Below are 16,476 nucleotides of genomic sequence, written 5' to 3' on the forward strand. Positions count from 1 at the left end.
ATTACATTATTTCTAAACATGTTAGTAACACACCAATCCCTAAATCAAAAAATATCCACAACACAAAAGAATAAGCTTTTTTACTTTTTTATTCATCCACAATGATTATCGACAAGATAATCACAAGTTATAACCATGTAAATAAAAATTGTCTACATACGGTTTATTTTGTGGATAACTGTCGTTTTAACGTTGCAACTTCTTATTTTTTTTGATATTATATTTGTGTTTTAACTTGTGAATAAGAGATTTATTCTAATAGTTTTTCCACAACCTGTTAATAACTTGTGGATATCGTCCACACCCCTGTTAAAGAGTTTATCAACAAGATTGTTTGTAACGTAGATAACTCTTTACTAGTATTAGTATACATATCTTTAAATATCCACAGATATAATCTCCAAGAATCAATGGGATTTCAAATTAAAGTAGGTATATTTAAATGAAAAAATCTAGCATGTCTTCTTATTCTGTCCCTTTTTATTTAGGAAGGATACAAAGACTATCTTTTACTTTTTTATAAAATTTTAATTCAGCAGTAGAATGATAGATTAGATAATCTAATAAAGAAAGGATGGGAGCCTTTTTGGAAAATATTGATGATCTTTGGGCAGCGACATTAAATACGATTCAAGAGAAAATCAGTAAGCCAAGTTTCGACACATGGCTTAAAAACACCAAAGCTGAAATAATAAAAGATGACACCATTATCATAAATGTTCCGAATGAATTTGCGAGAGATTGGCTTGAAGGAAGATATACTCAATTAATTTCCGATGTTTTATTCGAACTGACCGGTGCTAAACTAGCAACAAAATTTATTATTCCTAAATCTTCTAATCAAGCAGATCAAGTTACAGAAGTCCCTAAGCCACCAGTACATAGAACTGGGAATATTAATGGGGACCGTACTATGTTGAACCCAAAATATACGTTTGAATCATTCGTTATTGGGGCTGGGAATCGATTTGCACATGCAGCTTCATTAGCAGTGGCCGAAGCTCCAGCAAAAGCCTATAATCCATTATTTATATATGGAGGCGTCGGACTTGGAAAAACGCATTTAATGCATGCAATTGGCCACTATGTACAGGAACATAATGCAGATGCATCTGTCATGTACTTGTCATCAGAAAAATTTACGAATGAATTTATCAATGCTATCAGAGATAATAAAACAGGCTTGTTTCGGAATAAATATCGTAATATTGATGTCCTACTAATCGATGATATTCAGTTTCTAGCAGGAAAAGAACAAACACAAGAAGAATTTTTCCATACGTTTAATGCATTACATGAGGAAAATAAACAAATCATTATCTCTAGTGATCGTCCACCTAAAGAAATTCCAACTTTAGAAGATCGGTTACGTTCTAGATTTGAATGGGGGCTTATTACAGATATTGCACCACCAGATTTAGAAACAAGGATTGCTATTTTAAATAAAAAGGCCAAAGCAGATGGCCTGGATATTCCGGATGAAGTGATGCTTTATATTTCTAATCAAATAGATTCCAATATTCGAGAATTAGAAGGTGCACTTATTCGAGTAGTTGCATATTCTTCATTGGTTAATCAAGATATTGATGTCCCACTCGCAGCAGATGCATTAAAGGACATCATTCCTAATCGAAAGCCTAAGTCTATTACAGTGGCGGATATACAAGAAGTTGTTAGTCAAAAATATAATATAAAATTAGAAGATTTTGCAGCTAGAAAACGTACAAGATCCATTGCATTTCCACGTCAAATTGCAATGTATTTATCACGTCAACTTACTGATCTCTCTTTACCAAAAATTGGTGAAGAATTCGGTGGTCGTGATCATACAACCGTTATTCATGCCTTTGAGAAAATATCTGAAATGATGGAGAAGGAAACAGATTTTGAAAAAGAAATAGAAGATTTAAAAGAACAGCTTAAAAATTTCCAGTAAAAACTCCTTTTTGCTTTTATTCTAAAATAAATATTGAAATAATGAGGGTAAAGATAAAAGAACTTTTTTAGTTTGAATAACCGAATAAAATTTCAATAAAGCGTAGGAAATATCTGTAGACTCCTGCATATTCGAGAACTACTAACTTAAAATACTTTTATTATACTTCTCAAATTAATAAAAAGCTGTGGGTAACTGTGAATAGATGAAACAAGTTGCGAACACTTTATTAACATGTGAATAACTTAGATGTATTTGAGTTTTTATTACTTATCAACAAATCCACAGCCCCTAGTACTATTATTACTATTTCTTTATAATTAATTAATATATATAACGGTGAAAATTTTTCTAGATCATCAAACTCATAAGGTGGGAAAATAGAATGAAATTTGTTATCCAAAGAAGTAAACTAATTGCTAGCATCCAACAAGTTATGAAAGCTATATCTAGTAGAGCAGCAATTCCAATTTTAACGGGAATGAAAATAGAAACGAAACGCAATGGAATAACGTTAACAGGTAGTGATTCAGATATTTCAATAGAATCTTTTATACCTGCTGAAGAAGATGGAATTGTAAATATCGAAAATATAGAAGAAGGAAGTATTGTCCTGCAAGCAAATTATTTCCCAGATATTATTCGTAAATTACCTGAAGAAACAGTAGAAATTCAAACAGATGACCAATTAAATGTGACAATTCATTCAGGAAATGCAGAATTTAATTTAAATGGGCAAGATCCAGAAGAATATCCACAATTACCTAAGCTACAAGTAGAAGATAGCTTTGAAATACCAGCTAATTTACTAAAAAGTTTAATTCAGCAAACTGCATTTGCGATATCAACCATGGAAACTCGTCCAATACTAACAGGGGTTCATCTTAAGCTAGAAGATTCTAATTTAAGCTTTACAGCAACAGATAGTCATCGTTTAGCTTTACGAGAAGTTCCAATCGCTGATACAAAAATTGAATTGTCAAATGTCGTCGTTCCAGGAAAAAGCTTAAATGAACTGAATAAAATTTTAGATGATACAGACGATCCTGTAGAAATTAGTGCGACAAATAATTTAATTTTATTCCGTGCAAAAAATTTATATTTCTTATCTCGTTTATTAGACGGAAATTACCCAGAAACATCTCGTTTAATTCCAACAGAGAGTAAAACTTCTATTCATGCACATACAAGATCCTTAATGAATACGATTGATCGTGCATCGTTACTAGCAAGAGAAGAAAGAAATAATGTAGTTAAATTAAATACAAAAGAAGGGAATATTATTGAGGTAACTAATAATTCACCAGAAATAGGAAAAGTTTCAGAAGAATTAACAGTTACATCTATTGATGGAGAAGAATTAAATATTTCTTTTAGCGCTAAATATATGCTTGATGCATTAAAAGCAATTGGAAATGATGAAATAATTATTGATTTTACAGGAGCAATGCGCCCGTTTATTATTCGTCCAGCAAATGAAGAATCAATTTTACAATTAATCTTACCAGTGCGAACATATTAAAACAGTTGTATAAGAAAAAAAATAACCTGAGACAAAAGAAATAACTTAGATTAAAAGACGAACGATATGTAAAAAGGCAAAGTATATTCATGGAATTTAGATTTGCAAAACATATATTCGAAACTTACTAGGTAATCATTTCTTTTTGTTTCAGGTTTTTTTGCATGAATTTTCTAATATTACGTTATGCTTTTTGATTACCCATCCCAAAAATAGGTAAAAAATATAATTTAAAGGCGATTTAAGCAATTTTTTTTCTTTTGAAGGGGATTACCTTTAAATATCTTAAAAACTTTAGTAGAATAGTAAAAGAGACTATTTAAGAATATCGAATTAAATTTTATTTCGTTTTAAAAAATAATTATATTCACTTTCTTCGTATTTTTAGAGATGTATGTTTTAAATTTTTCTTTTCTTACATGGCAAATAAAATATTAGCCATATGAGCTACAGAAGCACATAGTGACTCCTGTAGAAACGTAGTGTGTACTTCTATAGCAATAATATAAAAGTCATATTTTATCTTTATCTAACAGAAGGCTGTCAATTCTACTTAAGCAAAAAAGTATGAAGATAAAATAAACAAGAGAAATTTGGTGATAAAAATGATAGAAGAAATTGCAATTAAAACAGAATACATTACGTTAGGACAACTTATTAAATTAGTTAATGTGTTTGATTCTGGCGGAATGATCAAAGCTTTTCTGCAAGATCAGGGAGCAATTGTTAATGGAGAAAGAGAACATCGTCGTGGAAGAAAATTATATCCTGATGATGAAGTAGAGATTGAAGAGATAGGGAAATTCATTGTAAAACTAAAAAAATAAGCGAACTCGCCAATCTGGATTACGCTAAAAAACGAGGAATCTATTATGCATATTAAAACATTAAAATTGAAGAACTATCGCAATTATGAACAATTAGATGTTTTATTTAATGATAAAATTAACGTAATCATTGGTGAAAATGCACAAGGAAAAACAAATTTGATGGAAGCATTTTATGTACTTGCTTTTACCAAGTCTTATCGTACTCCGAAGGAAAATGAATTAATTTACTGGGGAAAGGATTTTGCGAAAATAGAAGGGACTATTGAACAGAAAAATCGAACATTCCCATTAGAAATTGTCATTACTTCAAAAGGTAAAAAGGCAAAATTGAATCATATTGAACAGAAACGTTTAAGTGATTACATTGGTGCATTAAATATTGTTATGTTCGCTCCTGAAGATTTGGCGCTTGTTAAGGGTCCACCTCAAGTGAGGCGTAGGTTTATTGATATGGAGCTTGGACAAATTCAACCAAGCTATATTTATCATTTAGGACAGTATCAGCAGGTGTTAAAACAACGCAATCATTTATTAAAGCAGATGCAGAGAAAGCAAATGAATGATTTGACCATGTTACAAATTTTAACAGAACAACTAATTGAACATGCAACAACTGTTTTAGAAAGGCGTTTTGCGTTTCTAGATTTGCTCAGGAAATGGTCAAAACCTATCCACGGGAATATTAGTCGTGATTTAGAAGAGTTAGAAATAGAATATAATCCAACGATTGACGTATCAGAAGATGCAAACAAGGAAAAAATAGAGACTATCTATTTAGAAAGTTTTCATAAAGTACAAGAAAAAGAGATAGAACGTGGCACCACATTACTAGGTCCACATCGAGATGATTTAACTTTTTATATAAATGGCAAAGACGTGAAAGTATTTGGTTCACAAGGCCAACAACGCACCACTGCCTTATCTATCAAATTAGCAGAAATTGATTTGATCCATCATGAGGTAGGAGAATATCCAATTTTATTACTTGACGATGTTTTTAGCGAACTAGATGACCATAGGCAATCACATCTCCTCAGCACAATTCAAGGCAAAGTACAAACATTTGTATCGACAACAAATGTAGCTGGTATTCATCATGAAACATTAGAGAAAGCAGAACTATTTCATATTGACAAAGGAAGAATTGTTTAAGATGTTTATCCATATTGGAAATGACCATGTCGTGCATACAGAAGATATTATCTCTATCATTGATTGCCAAGCAATTGAGAATTCAGTAATCATGAAGACTATGCTGGAGAATCAACATAGCAATAAAAGTGTTATTGGTTCTGCATCACATGCAAAATCGATTGTGATTACAAATGATTTTATCTTTTATAGCAATGTTTCTGTAGTAACGTTAACAAAACGTTCTAGCTATCAAGCTGGTTTCGACCATCATGAGATATGTTTTGAGTAGGAAGATGATTTGTAAGTATAAAGAATGAAGGTGAAGAATCAATGGAAGAAAAAGTAATGAACGAACAGGTATATGATGCTAGCCAGATTCAAATTTTAGAAGGACTTGATGCTGTTCGTAAGCGCCCTAGTATGTATATTGGATCCACTAGTGGAAAAGGGTTACACCATCTTGTATGGGAAATTACAGATAATAGTATTGATGAAGCTTTAGCAGGATATTGTGATCGTATCGATGTTATTATTGGCGAAGATAACAGCATAACTGTAAAAGATAATGGTCGTGGAATGCCCGTAAATATTCATGAAGACAGCGGTAAAACAGCTGTAGAAGTTATTATGACAATCCTACATGCGGGCGGAAAATTTGGCGGCGGAGGCTACAAGGTTTCTGGTGGTTTACACGGCGTAGGTGCTGCTGTGGTGAATGCATTATCAACTAAGCTAGAAGTATATGTTCATCGTGATGGGAAAATTCATTATACGGCATTTGAGCGTGGGGTACCACAAGGAGATATTAAAATTATTGGAGATACAGATGAGACAGGTACTATTGTAAGTTTCCTGCCGGATCCAGAGATTTTCACCGAAACAACAGTATTTGATTATGATATTTTAGCTAATCGTTTACGTGAACTTGCTTTCTTAAATAAACAGTTAACGATTACTTTAGAAGATAAAAGAACAGATAAAGAAATTATTGAATATTATTATGAGGGCGGGATTAGCTCTTATGTAGAGTTCATGAACAAAACGAAGGAAGTCTTGCATGAGCCAATTTATGCTGAAGGAGAAGAACAAGATATTATAGTAGAAATTGCTCTTCAGTACAATGATGGCTTTACAAGTAACCTGCAATCATACACGAATAATATTCATACGTATGAGGGTGGTACGCATGAATCTGGATTTAGAACAGCATTAACTCGAGTGATTAATGATTATGCGAGAAAACATAGCTTAATTAAAGAAGATGATGCGAATTTAACAGGTGATGATGTACGAGAAGGAATGACAGCAGTTGTTTCTGTAAAGCATACAAATCCGCAATTTGAAGGGCAGACAAAGACAAAGTTAGGAAATAGTGATGCACGTACAGTTACAGATGCTATTTTTAGTAGTAAATTTTCTACATTTTTATTAGAAAATCCTACAGTAGCTAAAGCAATTGTTGAAAAAGGAATGATGGCTTCACGTGCACGTCTTGCTGCACGCCAAGCCCGTGAATTAACTAGAAGAAAGAGTGCCTTAGAGGTTTCTAATTTACCTGGTAAGTTGGCAGATTGTTCATCTAAGGACGCAGAGATAAGCGAATTATATATTGTAGAGGGTGACTCTGCAGGTGGATCAGCTAAGCAGGGTCGTGATCGTCATTTCCAAGCAATTTTACCTTTACGTGGAAAAATTCTAAACGTGGAAAAAGCAAGACTTGATCGTATTCTATCTAATAATGAGGTACGAACAATGATTACTGCTTTAGGTACAGGCATTGGTGAAGATTTTGATATTACCAAAGCACGTTATCATAAGGTTATTATCATGACAGATGCAGATGTAGATGGAGCGCATATTCGTACTTTACTATTAACCTTCTTTTATCGCTATATGAAGCCGTTAATTGAACATGGATATATTTATATTGCTCAGCCCCCTTTATATCAGATAAAACAAGGGAAATCTGTGCACTATACGTACAGTAACCAGGAACTAGATGAAAAATTATCCGAACTTCCAGAATCTCCACGTCCTGTATTGCAACGTTACAAAGGTTTAGGAGAAATGGATGCTACTCAGCTTTGGGAAACAACGATGAATCCTGAAACTCGAACATTAAAACAAGTGAAGCTGCAAGATGGAATTGAAGCGGATGAGGTATTTAATATTTTAATGGGCGATAAAGTAGAACCACGCAGGGATTTCATTGAAGAAAATGCCCAATATGTAGAGAACTTAGATGTATAAAATTAACGGTGATATTAAGGGACAAATTTGTCCCTTAAGTGTTTAGTAAGCAGTTGGGATAATTATTTATTTTCATTACTGATTCCTGAACATATGTGACCTGTGCTTTTCTTAATTAGGGAGGTTTTTTTATGGCAGATCAACAACGATCAAGTGTTGAAGAAATAAATATTAGTGAAGAGATGAGAACATCTTTTCTAGACTATGCAATGAGTGTTATTGTTTCACGTGCATTACCTGATGTTCGTGATGGATTAAAGCCTGTACACCGAAGAATATTATATGCTATGCATGATTTAGGAATGCATGCAGATAAAGCATATAAGAAGTCAGCACGTATTGTCGGTGAAGTAATTGGTAAGTATCATCCACATGGTGATTCAGCTGTATATGAGGCTATGGTAAGAATGGCACAAGATTTCAGTCATCGATATTTATTAGTTGATGGACATGGAAACTTTGGGTCAGTTGATGGAGACTCCGCAGCGGCAATGCGTTATACAGAAGCAAAAATGTCCAAGCTCTCAATGGAGCTTTTAAGAGATATTAATAAAGATACAATTGATTATCAGGATAACTATGATGGGTCTGAAAAAGAACCGATTGTATTTCCTTCTCGTTTTCCAAATCTATTAGTAAATGGATCTGCAGGAATTGCAGTGGGAATGGCAACGAATATTCCTCCACATAATCTAGGAGAAACTGTTGAAGCCATTCTAGCATTAAGTAAAAATCCAGATATTACGATTGAGGAATTAATGGACGAGTATATTTTAGGACCAGATTTTCCTACTTCTGGATTGATTTTAGGAAGAAGCGGCATTCGTCGTGCTTATGAAACAGGCCGAGGATCAATTACGCTTCGTGCAAAAGTAGAGATTGTTGAAAATAAGAACGGTACGTATAGAATTCTAGTTACTGAAATTCCTTACCAAGTAAATAAAGCAAAATTAATTGAAAAAATTGCTGAGCTTGTACGGGAAAAACGTATTGAAGGAATTACAGATTTAAATGATGAGTCTGACCGTGAAGGAATGCGAATTGTGATGGATTTACGCCGTGATGCGAATCCTGATGTCATCCTAAATAATTTGTATAAGTACACAGCATTACAGACGACTTTCGGAGTTAATATGCTTGCACTTGTTGACGGAACGCCAAAAGTACTTACATTAAAACAGTGTTTAGAGCATTATTTAGAGCACCAGAAGGTAGTAATTAAACGTAGAACTGCTTTTGAATTGAGAAGAGCAGAAGCAAGAGCACATATTCTAGAGGGATTACGTGTTGCTTTGGATCATTTGGATGAAGTGATTTCTCTCATTCGTAGTTCTGCTACTGCAGAGATAGCACGAACAGGCTTAATGGAGCGCTTCCAATTAACAGAAAAGCAAGCACAAGCAATTTTAGATATGCGCTTGCAGCGTTTAACAGGCTTAGAACGTGAGAAAATTGAAGAAGAGTATAATGAACTTATTCAATTAATTGCAGAATTAAAAGCAATTTTAGCAGATGAAGAAAAGGTATTAGAAATCATTCGTGAGGAATTAATCGAAATCAAAGAACGCTTTTCTGATGATCGTCGTACAGAAATAGTGATTGGCTCATCAGACTTTTTAGAGGATGAGGATTTAATTCCAGAAGAAAATATTGTTATCACTTTAACACATAAAGGTTATATAAAACGTTTACCATCTTCTACTTATCGTACACAAAACCGTGGTGGACGAGGAATTCAAGGGATGGGAACAAACGAGGATGATTTTGTAGAGCATTTATTATCTACTTCTACACACTCGACAGTTCTATTCTTTACAAACAAAGGTAAGGTATATCGAACACGTGGTTTTGAAATTCCTGAATATAGTAGAACAGCTAAAGGGATTCCACTTATTAACCTATTACAAATCGAAAGAGATGAATGGGTTAATGCAGTGATCACTGTCGATGAATTTGTGGATGATTGGTATTTATTCTTTACAACGAAACAAGGTATTTCAAAACGGACACCTCTTTCACAATTCGCAAATATTCGTAAAGGTGGCTTAATCGCTATCGGTTTACGTGAAAATGATGAACTTATTTCAGTTTGTTTAACAGATGGAAATAAAGATATTATGATTGCAACAAAAGATGGGTATATTATTCGATTTGAAGAGGAACAAGTACGCTCGATGGGACGTACAGCTTCTGGTGTACGCGGAATTTCATTGCGAGAAGACGATAAAGTTGTATCTATGGAGATTTTAGAAGCAGATTCTCAAGTATTGCATGTAACGAATCGTGGAATTGGAAAGCGAACTCCAGAAGATCAATATCGTAAAACAAATCGTGGTGGTAAAGGAATTTTCGCATGTAAATTAACAGAAGAAACGGGAGATGTTGTAACAGTAAAAGCAGTGTCAGGAGAAGAAGATATTATGCTTATTACTGTTGCGGGTGTATTAATTCGTATTCCAGTTGCTAGTATTTCCCAAACAGGTAGAAATACGCAAGGTGTACGTTTAATCCGTTTACAAGAAGAAGAGAAGGTTGCAACAGTAGCGAAGATATCTGAAGCAGTTGTTGAAGAAGATGAAGATGATATAGAAGAAAATATAGAGGAATAATTGAGGGCAACTCCATTTGGGGTTGCTTTCTTTTCAAAGAGAATTATGGACTTTAATCATTGATGTTATCGTATTTATAGCTTTTTAATAGAAATATAAGATTATTTAGAATTAATGAATTCCTTTTAGTTGTGTCGCTCTAGTTGAAAAATTAAACGTGATAAAGTATTGTAATGACAATACAATTTACACTGTTGCACTATTATTTAGTTTTTTGGTTTTTAATATAATAAAGTAAAGGGAGGATATCAATGCGCAAAGATAAATTTGATAAAGAAGGTTTAACATTTGATGATGTGTTATTGGTTCCAGCTAAGTCAGAAATTTTGCCAAGAGATGTAGATTTAAGCACATCTTTATCGAAGAAGCTTAAATTAAAAGCACCATTTATTAGCGCTGGAATGGATACTGTTACTGAAGCGGAAATGGCAATAGCTATGGCAAGACAAGGTGGATTTGGAGTAATTCATAAGAATATGTCTATCGATGAACAAGCGGAAATGGTAGATCGTGTAAAACGTTCAGAAAGTGGTGTTATTACGAATCCATTCTATTTAACACCTGAACATCAAGTATATGATGCTGAACATTTAATGAGCAAGTATCGTATTTCTGGAGTTCCTATTGTAGATAATGAAAAGAGTAAAAAATTAGTAGGTATTTTAACAAACCGTGATCTTTTATTCTTAGAAGATTATTCCATTACTATTTCAGAAGTAATGACAAGTGATAATTTAATTACTGCTCCAGTTGCAACAACATTGGACGAAGCAAAAGTTCTTTTACAAAAGCATAAAATTGAAAAATTACCTCTTGTAGATAAGAATAATGTATTAAGAGGGTTAATTACGATTAAAGATATTGAAAAAGCAATTGAATTTCCAAAAGCTGCGAAAGATTTACAAGGTCGATTAATTGTTGGTGCAGCAGTAGGTGTAACATCAGATGCTGTTTCACGTATTCAAAAATTAGTAGATGCAGGTGTTGATGTAGTTGTTATTGATACAGCACATGGACATTCTAAAGGTGTACTTGAGCTTGTAAAAGAAGTTCGTACTGCATTCCCGGATTTAGATATTGTTGCAGGTAACGTAGCTACTGGTGAAGCAACGGAAGCTTTAATTAACGCTGGAGCAAATATTGTTAAAGTAGGTATTGGTCCAGGATCTATTTGTACTACTCGTGTTATTGCAGGTGTTGGTGTACCACAAATTACAGCAATTCATGATTGTGCTTTAGCAGCAAGTAAGCATAATGTACCAATTATTGCTGACGGTGGTATTAAATATTCTGGTGATATTGTAAAAGCAATTGCCGCAGGTGCACATGCTGTAATGCTTGGTAGCCTATTTGCTGGTGTACAAGAAACACCGGGAGAGCCAGAGGTATTCCAAGGTAGAAGATATAAAGTATATCGTGGTATGGGCTCTGTTGGTGCGATGGAAGCAGGTTCAAAAGATCGTTACTTCCAAGACACCAATGAAACGAAAAAATTAGTTCCAGAAGGTATTGAAGGAAGAGTAGCTTACAAAGGGCATTTAGCAGATACAGCTCACCAATTATTAGGTGGTCTTCGTGCAGGAATGGGTTATTGTGGAGCAGGTACGATAGAGGATTTAAGAAATGATGGTAAATTCATTCGGATTACAAATGCTGGTTTGATTGAAAGTCACCCACATGATGTTCAAGTGACGAAAGAAGCCCCAAACTACTCAATTTAGTGAAAAAATTAATAGAATAAGACAACTCTAAACGTAGAAGCCAATTTGAAAACAGAACTTTTTAGTAGATTTTCCCTACTTAAAGTTATGTTTTCTATTGGCTTTTTTTATGGTAGAATATCAGAAGATGCATACTGAAGAAGATGGAGGAAAGAAATTGAATTTGAAGTTACAGAAAAGCCTAGCACCTATATTAATGGTGTTCATATTAATGACAACATTGTTTATTTATCCAGGTACAATATTAGTGAAAGCAGAAACAAATATTGAATTAAATGCAGAATCAGCTATTTTAGTTGATGCAGATACAGGAAAGATTTTATACGCAAAAAATGCTGATATGGCTTTACCTCCAGCAAGTATGACGAAAATTATGACCGAATATCTTGTTTGGGAAGCAATTGAAGCAGGAGATATTAGTTGGGAAGGAACAACCCAAATCAGTGATTATGCTTATAGCATATCTGCTAATACTAGTTTTTCTGGTATTGGCTTACGTAAAGACGTAGATTATACTGTTCGTAGTTTATATGAGGCAATGGCGATTAATTCAGATAATGCAACGACGATAGCACTTGCTGAGCTTATTGCAGGTTCAGAAGGTGAATTTGTTAAAATGATGAACGCTAAGGCAGAAGAAATGAATTTACCTGAATTCCAATTTGTAAACTCTACTGGTTTAGAAAATTCTTCTTTAGGAGATGATTACCCAGAAGGAACAGACCCAAATGGAATAAATTTATTATCTGCAGAATCAACAGCGTTACTAGCATATCAACTGATTAATGATTATCCAGAAGCGCTAGAGATTTCTAGTATTCCGGAAACAGAATTTGACGGAAAAGAAATTCGTAATTGGAATTGGATGCTTGAACATGAAGCATCATTCTTACAACCGTTTTATTATGAGGGTATGGAAGGTTTAAAAACAGGCTATACAGATGAAGCTGGCTATTGTTTTACAGGAGCAGCTACTAGAGATGGTAAAAGATTGATTTCAGTAGTAATGAAAACAAATGATGAAAGTGAGCGTTTTGTAGAAACTGCAAAACTCTTAGATTATGGTTTTGAAAACTTTGAAACAAAGGAATTATTTCCAGCAGGCTTTGAAAATCCGGAAGATTCAGTAGTACCGGTAGCCAAAGGGAAGGAAAAAAATGTTACACTTGCATTAGAAGCAGGTTTTACAGCTCCAATTCTTAATGAAGAAGAAGAGCTATATAAAGTGGTATATCATATTGATTCAGATAAATTAAATAAAGATGGAGAATTAACAGCACCTGTGAAGCAAGGCGAGAAAGTAGGTACTGCTGAGCTTGTCTATGAAGGAGAAAATGATCACGGCTTCTTACATAACGCAGGAACAAGTACTGTTGATCTTGTTACAACAAGTGAAATAGAGAAGAAAAATTGGTTTATGATTGCACTTGAATCTATTGGAAGTTTCTTCGCTGGTTTATTCACGACGATAGTTGATACTGTTAAAGGCTGGTTTTAATATTAATAATTAATATATTTCAATAGCTCATAGGGGGAAAAAAGATGTCACTTACAAATTCTGAAAAAGTAAAAAAAGTATTTGAAGAAATGAAACGCGGTGGCGTTATTATGGACGTAATCAATGCTGAACAAGCAAAGATTGCTGAAGAAGCTGGGGCAATTGCTGTAATGGCGTTAGAGCGTGTTCCTTCTGATATTCGAAAAGAAGGTGGAGTTGCTCGTATGGCAAATCCGTCTATCGCAGAAGAAGTAATGAATGCTGTGTCTATTCCAGTAATGGCTAAAGCAAGAATTGGGCATATTACAGAAGCACGTGTGCTTGAAGCAATGGGTGTTGATTATATTGATGAGAGTGAAGTATTAAGTCCAGCAGATGATGTATATCATATTAATAAATCTGATTTCACTGTTCCATATGTATGTGGAGCACGTAATTTAGGAGAAGCAACACGTCGTATTGGCGAAGGTGCTGTTATGTTACGTACTAAAGGTGAGCCTGGCACAGGGAATATTGTAGAAGCTGTTCGTCATTTACGTCAGATTCAAGCAGATATTAGAAGATTAGTTTCTATGTCTGAGGATGAAGTAATGGTATATGCTAGAGATCTAGCTGCACCATTTGAACTTTTAATGCAAATTCGTAAGGAAGGTCGTTTACCAGTAGTAAACTTTGCTGCAGGTGGAGTGGCTACACCAGCGGATGCTGGCTTAATGATGGAGTTAGGAGCTGATGGTGTATTCGTAGGTTCAGGTATTTTCAAATCTGAAAATCCGCAAAAATTTGCAAAAGCTATTGTTGAAGCTACAAAGAACTATCAAGATTATAAATTAATTGCCGAGCTTTCTAAAGATTTAGGTGCACCAATGAAAGGTATTGAAATGAGTGCTTTATCTGCTAGTGAATTGATGGCAGATCGCAGCCAATAAGAAATCTGTATATTTATTTATAATACGTAGTATAATAATATATATTTCAATAGTTATGATAGGAACTAGTAATTATATAACTTTCTAAAGAGAGTCGATGTGTGGTGGAAATCGATGAAAGCATATAATGAATCCATCCTTGAACTGGTTTACTGAACAGATAATAGTAGGTAAGCCCGGTTTATTAACCGTTATAAATTTTGAGCAGGAAGATATTAATATCTTCAATTTGGGTGGCAACGCGGGCAAACTCTCGTCCCTTTTTAGGACGGGAGTTTTCTTGCGTTTTTTTGTATATAAATATGCTGTTGTATTTTTTGCAACAGATATCAAAAAATAAAAGGGAGGCATAATTTATGCTTGATATTCGATTTTTACGTAATAATTTTCAAGAGATTAAAGAAAAATTAGCTCATCGTGGTGAAGACCTATCAGAACTAGCTAATTTTGAAGAGTTAGACAGAAAGAGAAGAGAATTAATTGCTGCTACAGAGCAATTAAAAGCAAAGCGTAATGAGGTTACAAAGCAAATTTCCGTCTTGAAGAAGGAAAAGCAAGATGCAACAGAATCTATCTTAGAAATGCGAGAAGTTGGAGAAAAGATTAAGGAATATGATACAGAGTTAAAAGAAATCCAAGAACGTCTTGATCAAATTATGTATGGAATTCCTAATATACCTCATGTTAGTGTACCAATTGGTGAAGATGAGGATGATAATGTTGAAATAAGAACATGGGGAGAAATTCCGCAGTTTGATTTCGAGGAAAAAGCTCATTGGGATATCGGCACAGATTTAGATATTTTAGATTTTGAACGCGCAGCAAAAGTAACAGGAAGTCGTTTTGTATTTAGTAAAGGATTAGGTGCTCGTATGGAACGTGCTTTGATTAGTTTCATGCTGGATTTACATGTAGATCAACATGGATATGAGGAAATTGCGCCACCATATATCGTTAACCGCAATAGCATGATAGGTACAGGACAATTACCAAAATTCGAGGAAGATGCGTTTCGTATTGAGGAATGGGATTATTTCTTAATTCCAACAGCAGAAGTTCCTGTAACTAACTATTATAGTAATGAAATTCTTTCTGCAGATGATTTGCCGAAGAAATTTACAGCATATAGTGCTTGCTTCCGTTCAGAGGCTGGATCTGCTGGAAGAGATACTAGAGGACTAATTCGTCAGCATCAATTTAATAAAGTTGAATTAGTTGAATTAGCGAAACCAGAAGAATCATATCAAAGACTAGAAGAACTTACCGGTAATGCTGAAAAGGTATTACAGCTTCTAAAGCTTCCGTATCGTGTAATGAGCATGTGTACAGGTGATTTAGGGTTTACTGCGGCGAAGAAGTACGATATTGAGGTTTGGATTCCTACTCAAGGTGTATACCGTGAAATCTCTTCTTGTTCTAATTTTGAAACCTTCCACGCTCGACGTGCAGGGATTCGTTACCGTAATCCAGAAACAGGTAAGCCAGAATATGTACACACATTAAATGGATCTGGTTTAGCAGTTGGTCGAACATTGGCTGCTATTTTAGAAAATTATCAGCAAGCAGATGGATCTGTTATTGTACCAGAAGTGCTACGACCTTATATGGGTGGTATTGAAGTAATTAAATAATAGTAAAGCTCTCCATATTGCATAGTATGAGAGAGCTTTTTTATAGCTATACTAGATGAAATAAATATAATAAAAAGAGTTGTTGACATTTAAAAAGTAATATTGTATATTATTTTATGTGCTTCATTTTCATATACATACGGAGGAATACCCAAGTCTGGTTGAAGGGGTCGGTCTTGAAAACCGAAAGGGGTGTCAAAGCCCGCGGGGGTTCGAATCCCTCTTCCTCCTCCATTTTAATATTTAACAATTTAAACCGTTACATTGTAGCGGTTTTTTTATAAGGAAGAAAGAAGTTTAACTAACTTGAATCACCCCAAAGAATGGGGAGTAATCTTTACGCTTTTCTTTCTTCAACCTCTTGACTTTTCGGGGGGTAAAGGATATATTACGAACAATATCATTAATTTATATAG

11 protein-coding genes, 1 tRNA gene and 2 other annotated features (1 of these 14 only partly in view) are annotated in these 16,476 nt (G+C 34.2%); all 12 genes read left to right on the forward strand.

The genetic code is table 11. From position 1 onward, the window contains the following. Nucleotides 1-586: 586 nt before the first annotated feature. The 12 genes from dnaA (at nt 587) to AB4Y30_RS00060 (ending at nt 16,294) form a co-directional block, all read left to right on the forward strand. Nucleotides 587-1,936, forward strand: a complete 1,350-nt coding sequence (gene dnaA / locus AB4Y30_RS00005; protein ID WP_368653500.1) for a chromosomal replication initiator protein DnaA — start codon at nt 587-589, stop codon at nt 1,934-1,936. Nucleotides 1,937-2,321: 385 nt separating this feature from the next. Then, a complete protein-coding gene (dnaN, locus tag AB4Y30_RS00010; protein WP_368653501.1) occupies nt 2,322-3,458 on the forward strand; it encodes a DNA polymerase III subunit beta in 1,137 nt (378 codons plus the stop codon). 605 nt (nt 3,459-4,063) lie between these two features. Next, nucleotides 4,064-4,285 (forward strand): S4 domain-containing protein YaaA, encoded by a 222-nt coding sequence (yaaA, locus tag AB4Y30_RS00015; RefSeq protein ID WP_368655253.1) that lies wholly within the window; start codon nt 4,064-4,066, stop codon nt 4,283-4,285. A 45-nt stretch (nt 4,286-4,330) separates the two neighbouring features. Next, nucleotides 4,331-5,440 (forward strand): DNA replication/repair protein RecF, encoded by a 1,110-nt coding sequence (recF, locus tag AB4Y30_RS00020; RefSeq protein WP_368653502.1) that lies wholly within the window; start codon nt 4,331-4,333, stop codon nt 5,438-5,440. Between the two features lies 1 nt (nt 5,441). Continuing rightward, complete coding sequence (remB, locus tag AB4Y30_RS00025; protein WP_368653503.1) at nt 5,442-5,711, forward strand: extracellular matrix regulator RemB; 270 nt, start codon at nt 5,442-5,444, stop codon at nt 5,709-5,711. Between the two features lie 41 nt (nt 5,712-5,752). After that, complete coding sequence (gyrB, locus tag AB4Y30_RS00030; protein ID WP_368653504.1) at nt 5,753-7,672, forward strand: DNA topoisomerase (ATP-hydrolyzing) subunit B; 1,920 nt, start codon at nt 5,753-5,755, stop codon at nt 7,670-7,672. Between the two features lie 131 nt (nt 7,673-7,803). Next, on the forward strand, nt 7,804-10,281 hold the full coding sequence (gene gyrA / locus AB4Y30_RS00035; protein WP_368653505.1) for a DNA gyrase subunit A: 2,478 nt from the start codon (nt 7,804-7,806) through the stop codon (nt 10,279-10,281). 251 nt (nt 10,282-10,532) lie between these two features. Next, on the forward strand, nt 10,533-12,002 hold the full coding sequence (gene guaB / locus AB4Y30_RS00040) for an IMP dehydrogenase (RefSeq protein ID WP_368653506.1): 1,470 nt from the start codon (nt 10,533-10,535) through the stop codon (nt 12,000-12,002). Nucleotides 12,003-12,159: 157 nt separating this feature from the next. After that, nucleotides 12,160-13,500: a D-alanyl-D-alanine carboxypeptidase family protein gene (locus tag AB4Y30_RS00045; protein ID WP_368653507.1), complete on the forward strand. Its 1,341-nt coding sequence runs from the start codon at nt 12,160-12,162 to the stop codon at nt 13,498-13,500. A 44-nt stretch (nt 13,501-13,544) separates the two neighbouring features. Continuing rightward, on the forward strand, nt 13,545-14,429 hold the full coding sequence (gene pdxS, locus AB4Y30_RS00050) for a pyridoxal 5'-phosphate synthase lyase subunit PdxS (RefSeq protein ID WP_368653508.1): 885 nt from the start codon (nt 13,545-13,547) through the stop codon (nt 14,427-14,429). A gap of 46 nt (nt 14,430-14,475) precedes the next feature. Beyond that, nucleotides 14,476-14,693 (forward strand) — a binding site (T-box leader). 92 nt (nt 14,694-14,785) lie between these two features. Next, the gene (gene serS / locus AB4Y30_RS00055; protein WP_368653509.1) at nt 14,786-16,060 is read left to right on the forward strand and encodes a serine--tRNA ligase; all 1,275 of its coding nucleotides are present in this window, start codon (nt 14,786-14,788) and stop codon (nt 16,058-16,060) included. A gap of 141 nt (nt 16,061-16,201) precedes the next feature. Further along, a tRNA-Ser gene (locus AB4Y30_RS00060) sits at nt 16,202-16,294 on the forward strand. A 175-nt stretch (nt 16,295-16,469) separates the two neighbouring features. After that, nucleotides 16,470-16,476: a binding site (T-box leader), on the forward strand; it runs 208 nt beyond the window's last position.

Origin of the sequence: Ornithinibacillus sp. 4-3 (assembly GCF_040958695.1) — a bacterium.
Taxonomy (GTDB): domain Bacteria; phylum Bacillota; class Bacilli; order Bacillales; family Amphibacillaceae; genus CALAMD01.

What these genes read in the sequence shown, in the direction of transcription:
- pdxS (WP_368653508.1), top strand. Translation starts at nt 13,545, where the DNA reads ATGTCACTTACAAATTCTGAAAAAGTAAAAAAAGTATTTGAAGAAATG.
- dnaN (WP_368653501.1), top strand. Translation starts at nt 2,322, where the DNA reads ATGAAATTTGTTATCCAAAGAAGTAAACTAATTGCTAGCATCCAACAA.
- yaaA (WP_368655253.1), top strand. Translation starts at nt 4,064, where the DNA reads ATGATAGAAGAAATTGCAATTAAAACAGAATACATTACGTTAGGACAA.
- gyrB (WP_368653504.1), top strand. Translation starts at nt 5,753, where the DNA reads ATGGAAGAAAAAGTAATGAACGAACAGGTATATGATGCTAGCCAGATT.
- guaB (WP_368653506.1), top strand. Translation starts at nt 10,533, where the DNA reads ATGCGCAAAGATAAATTTGATAAAGAAGGTTTAACATTTGATGATGTG.
- gyrA (WP_368653505.1), top strand. Translation starts at nt 7,804, where the DNA reads ATGGCAGATCAACAACGATCAAGTGTTGAAGAAATAAATATTAGTGAA.
- recF (WP_368653502.1), top strand. Translation starts at nt 4,331, where the DNA reads ATGCATATTAAAACATTAAAATTGAAGAACTATCGCAATTATGAACAA.
- remB (WP_368653503.1), top strand. Translation starts at nt 5,442, where the DNA reads ATGTTTATCCATATTGGAAATGACCATGTCGTGCATACAGAAGATATT.
- serS (WP_368653509.1), top strand. Translation starts at nt 14,786, where the DNA reads ATGCTTGATATTCGATTTTTACGTAATAATTTTCAAGAGATTAAAGAA.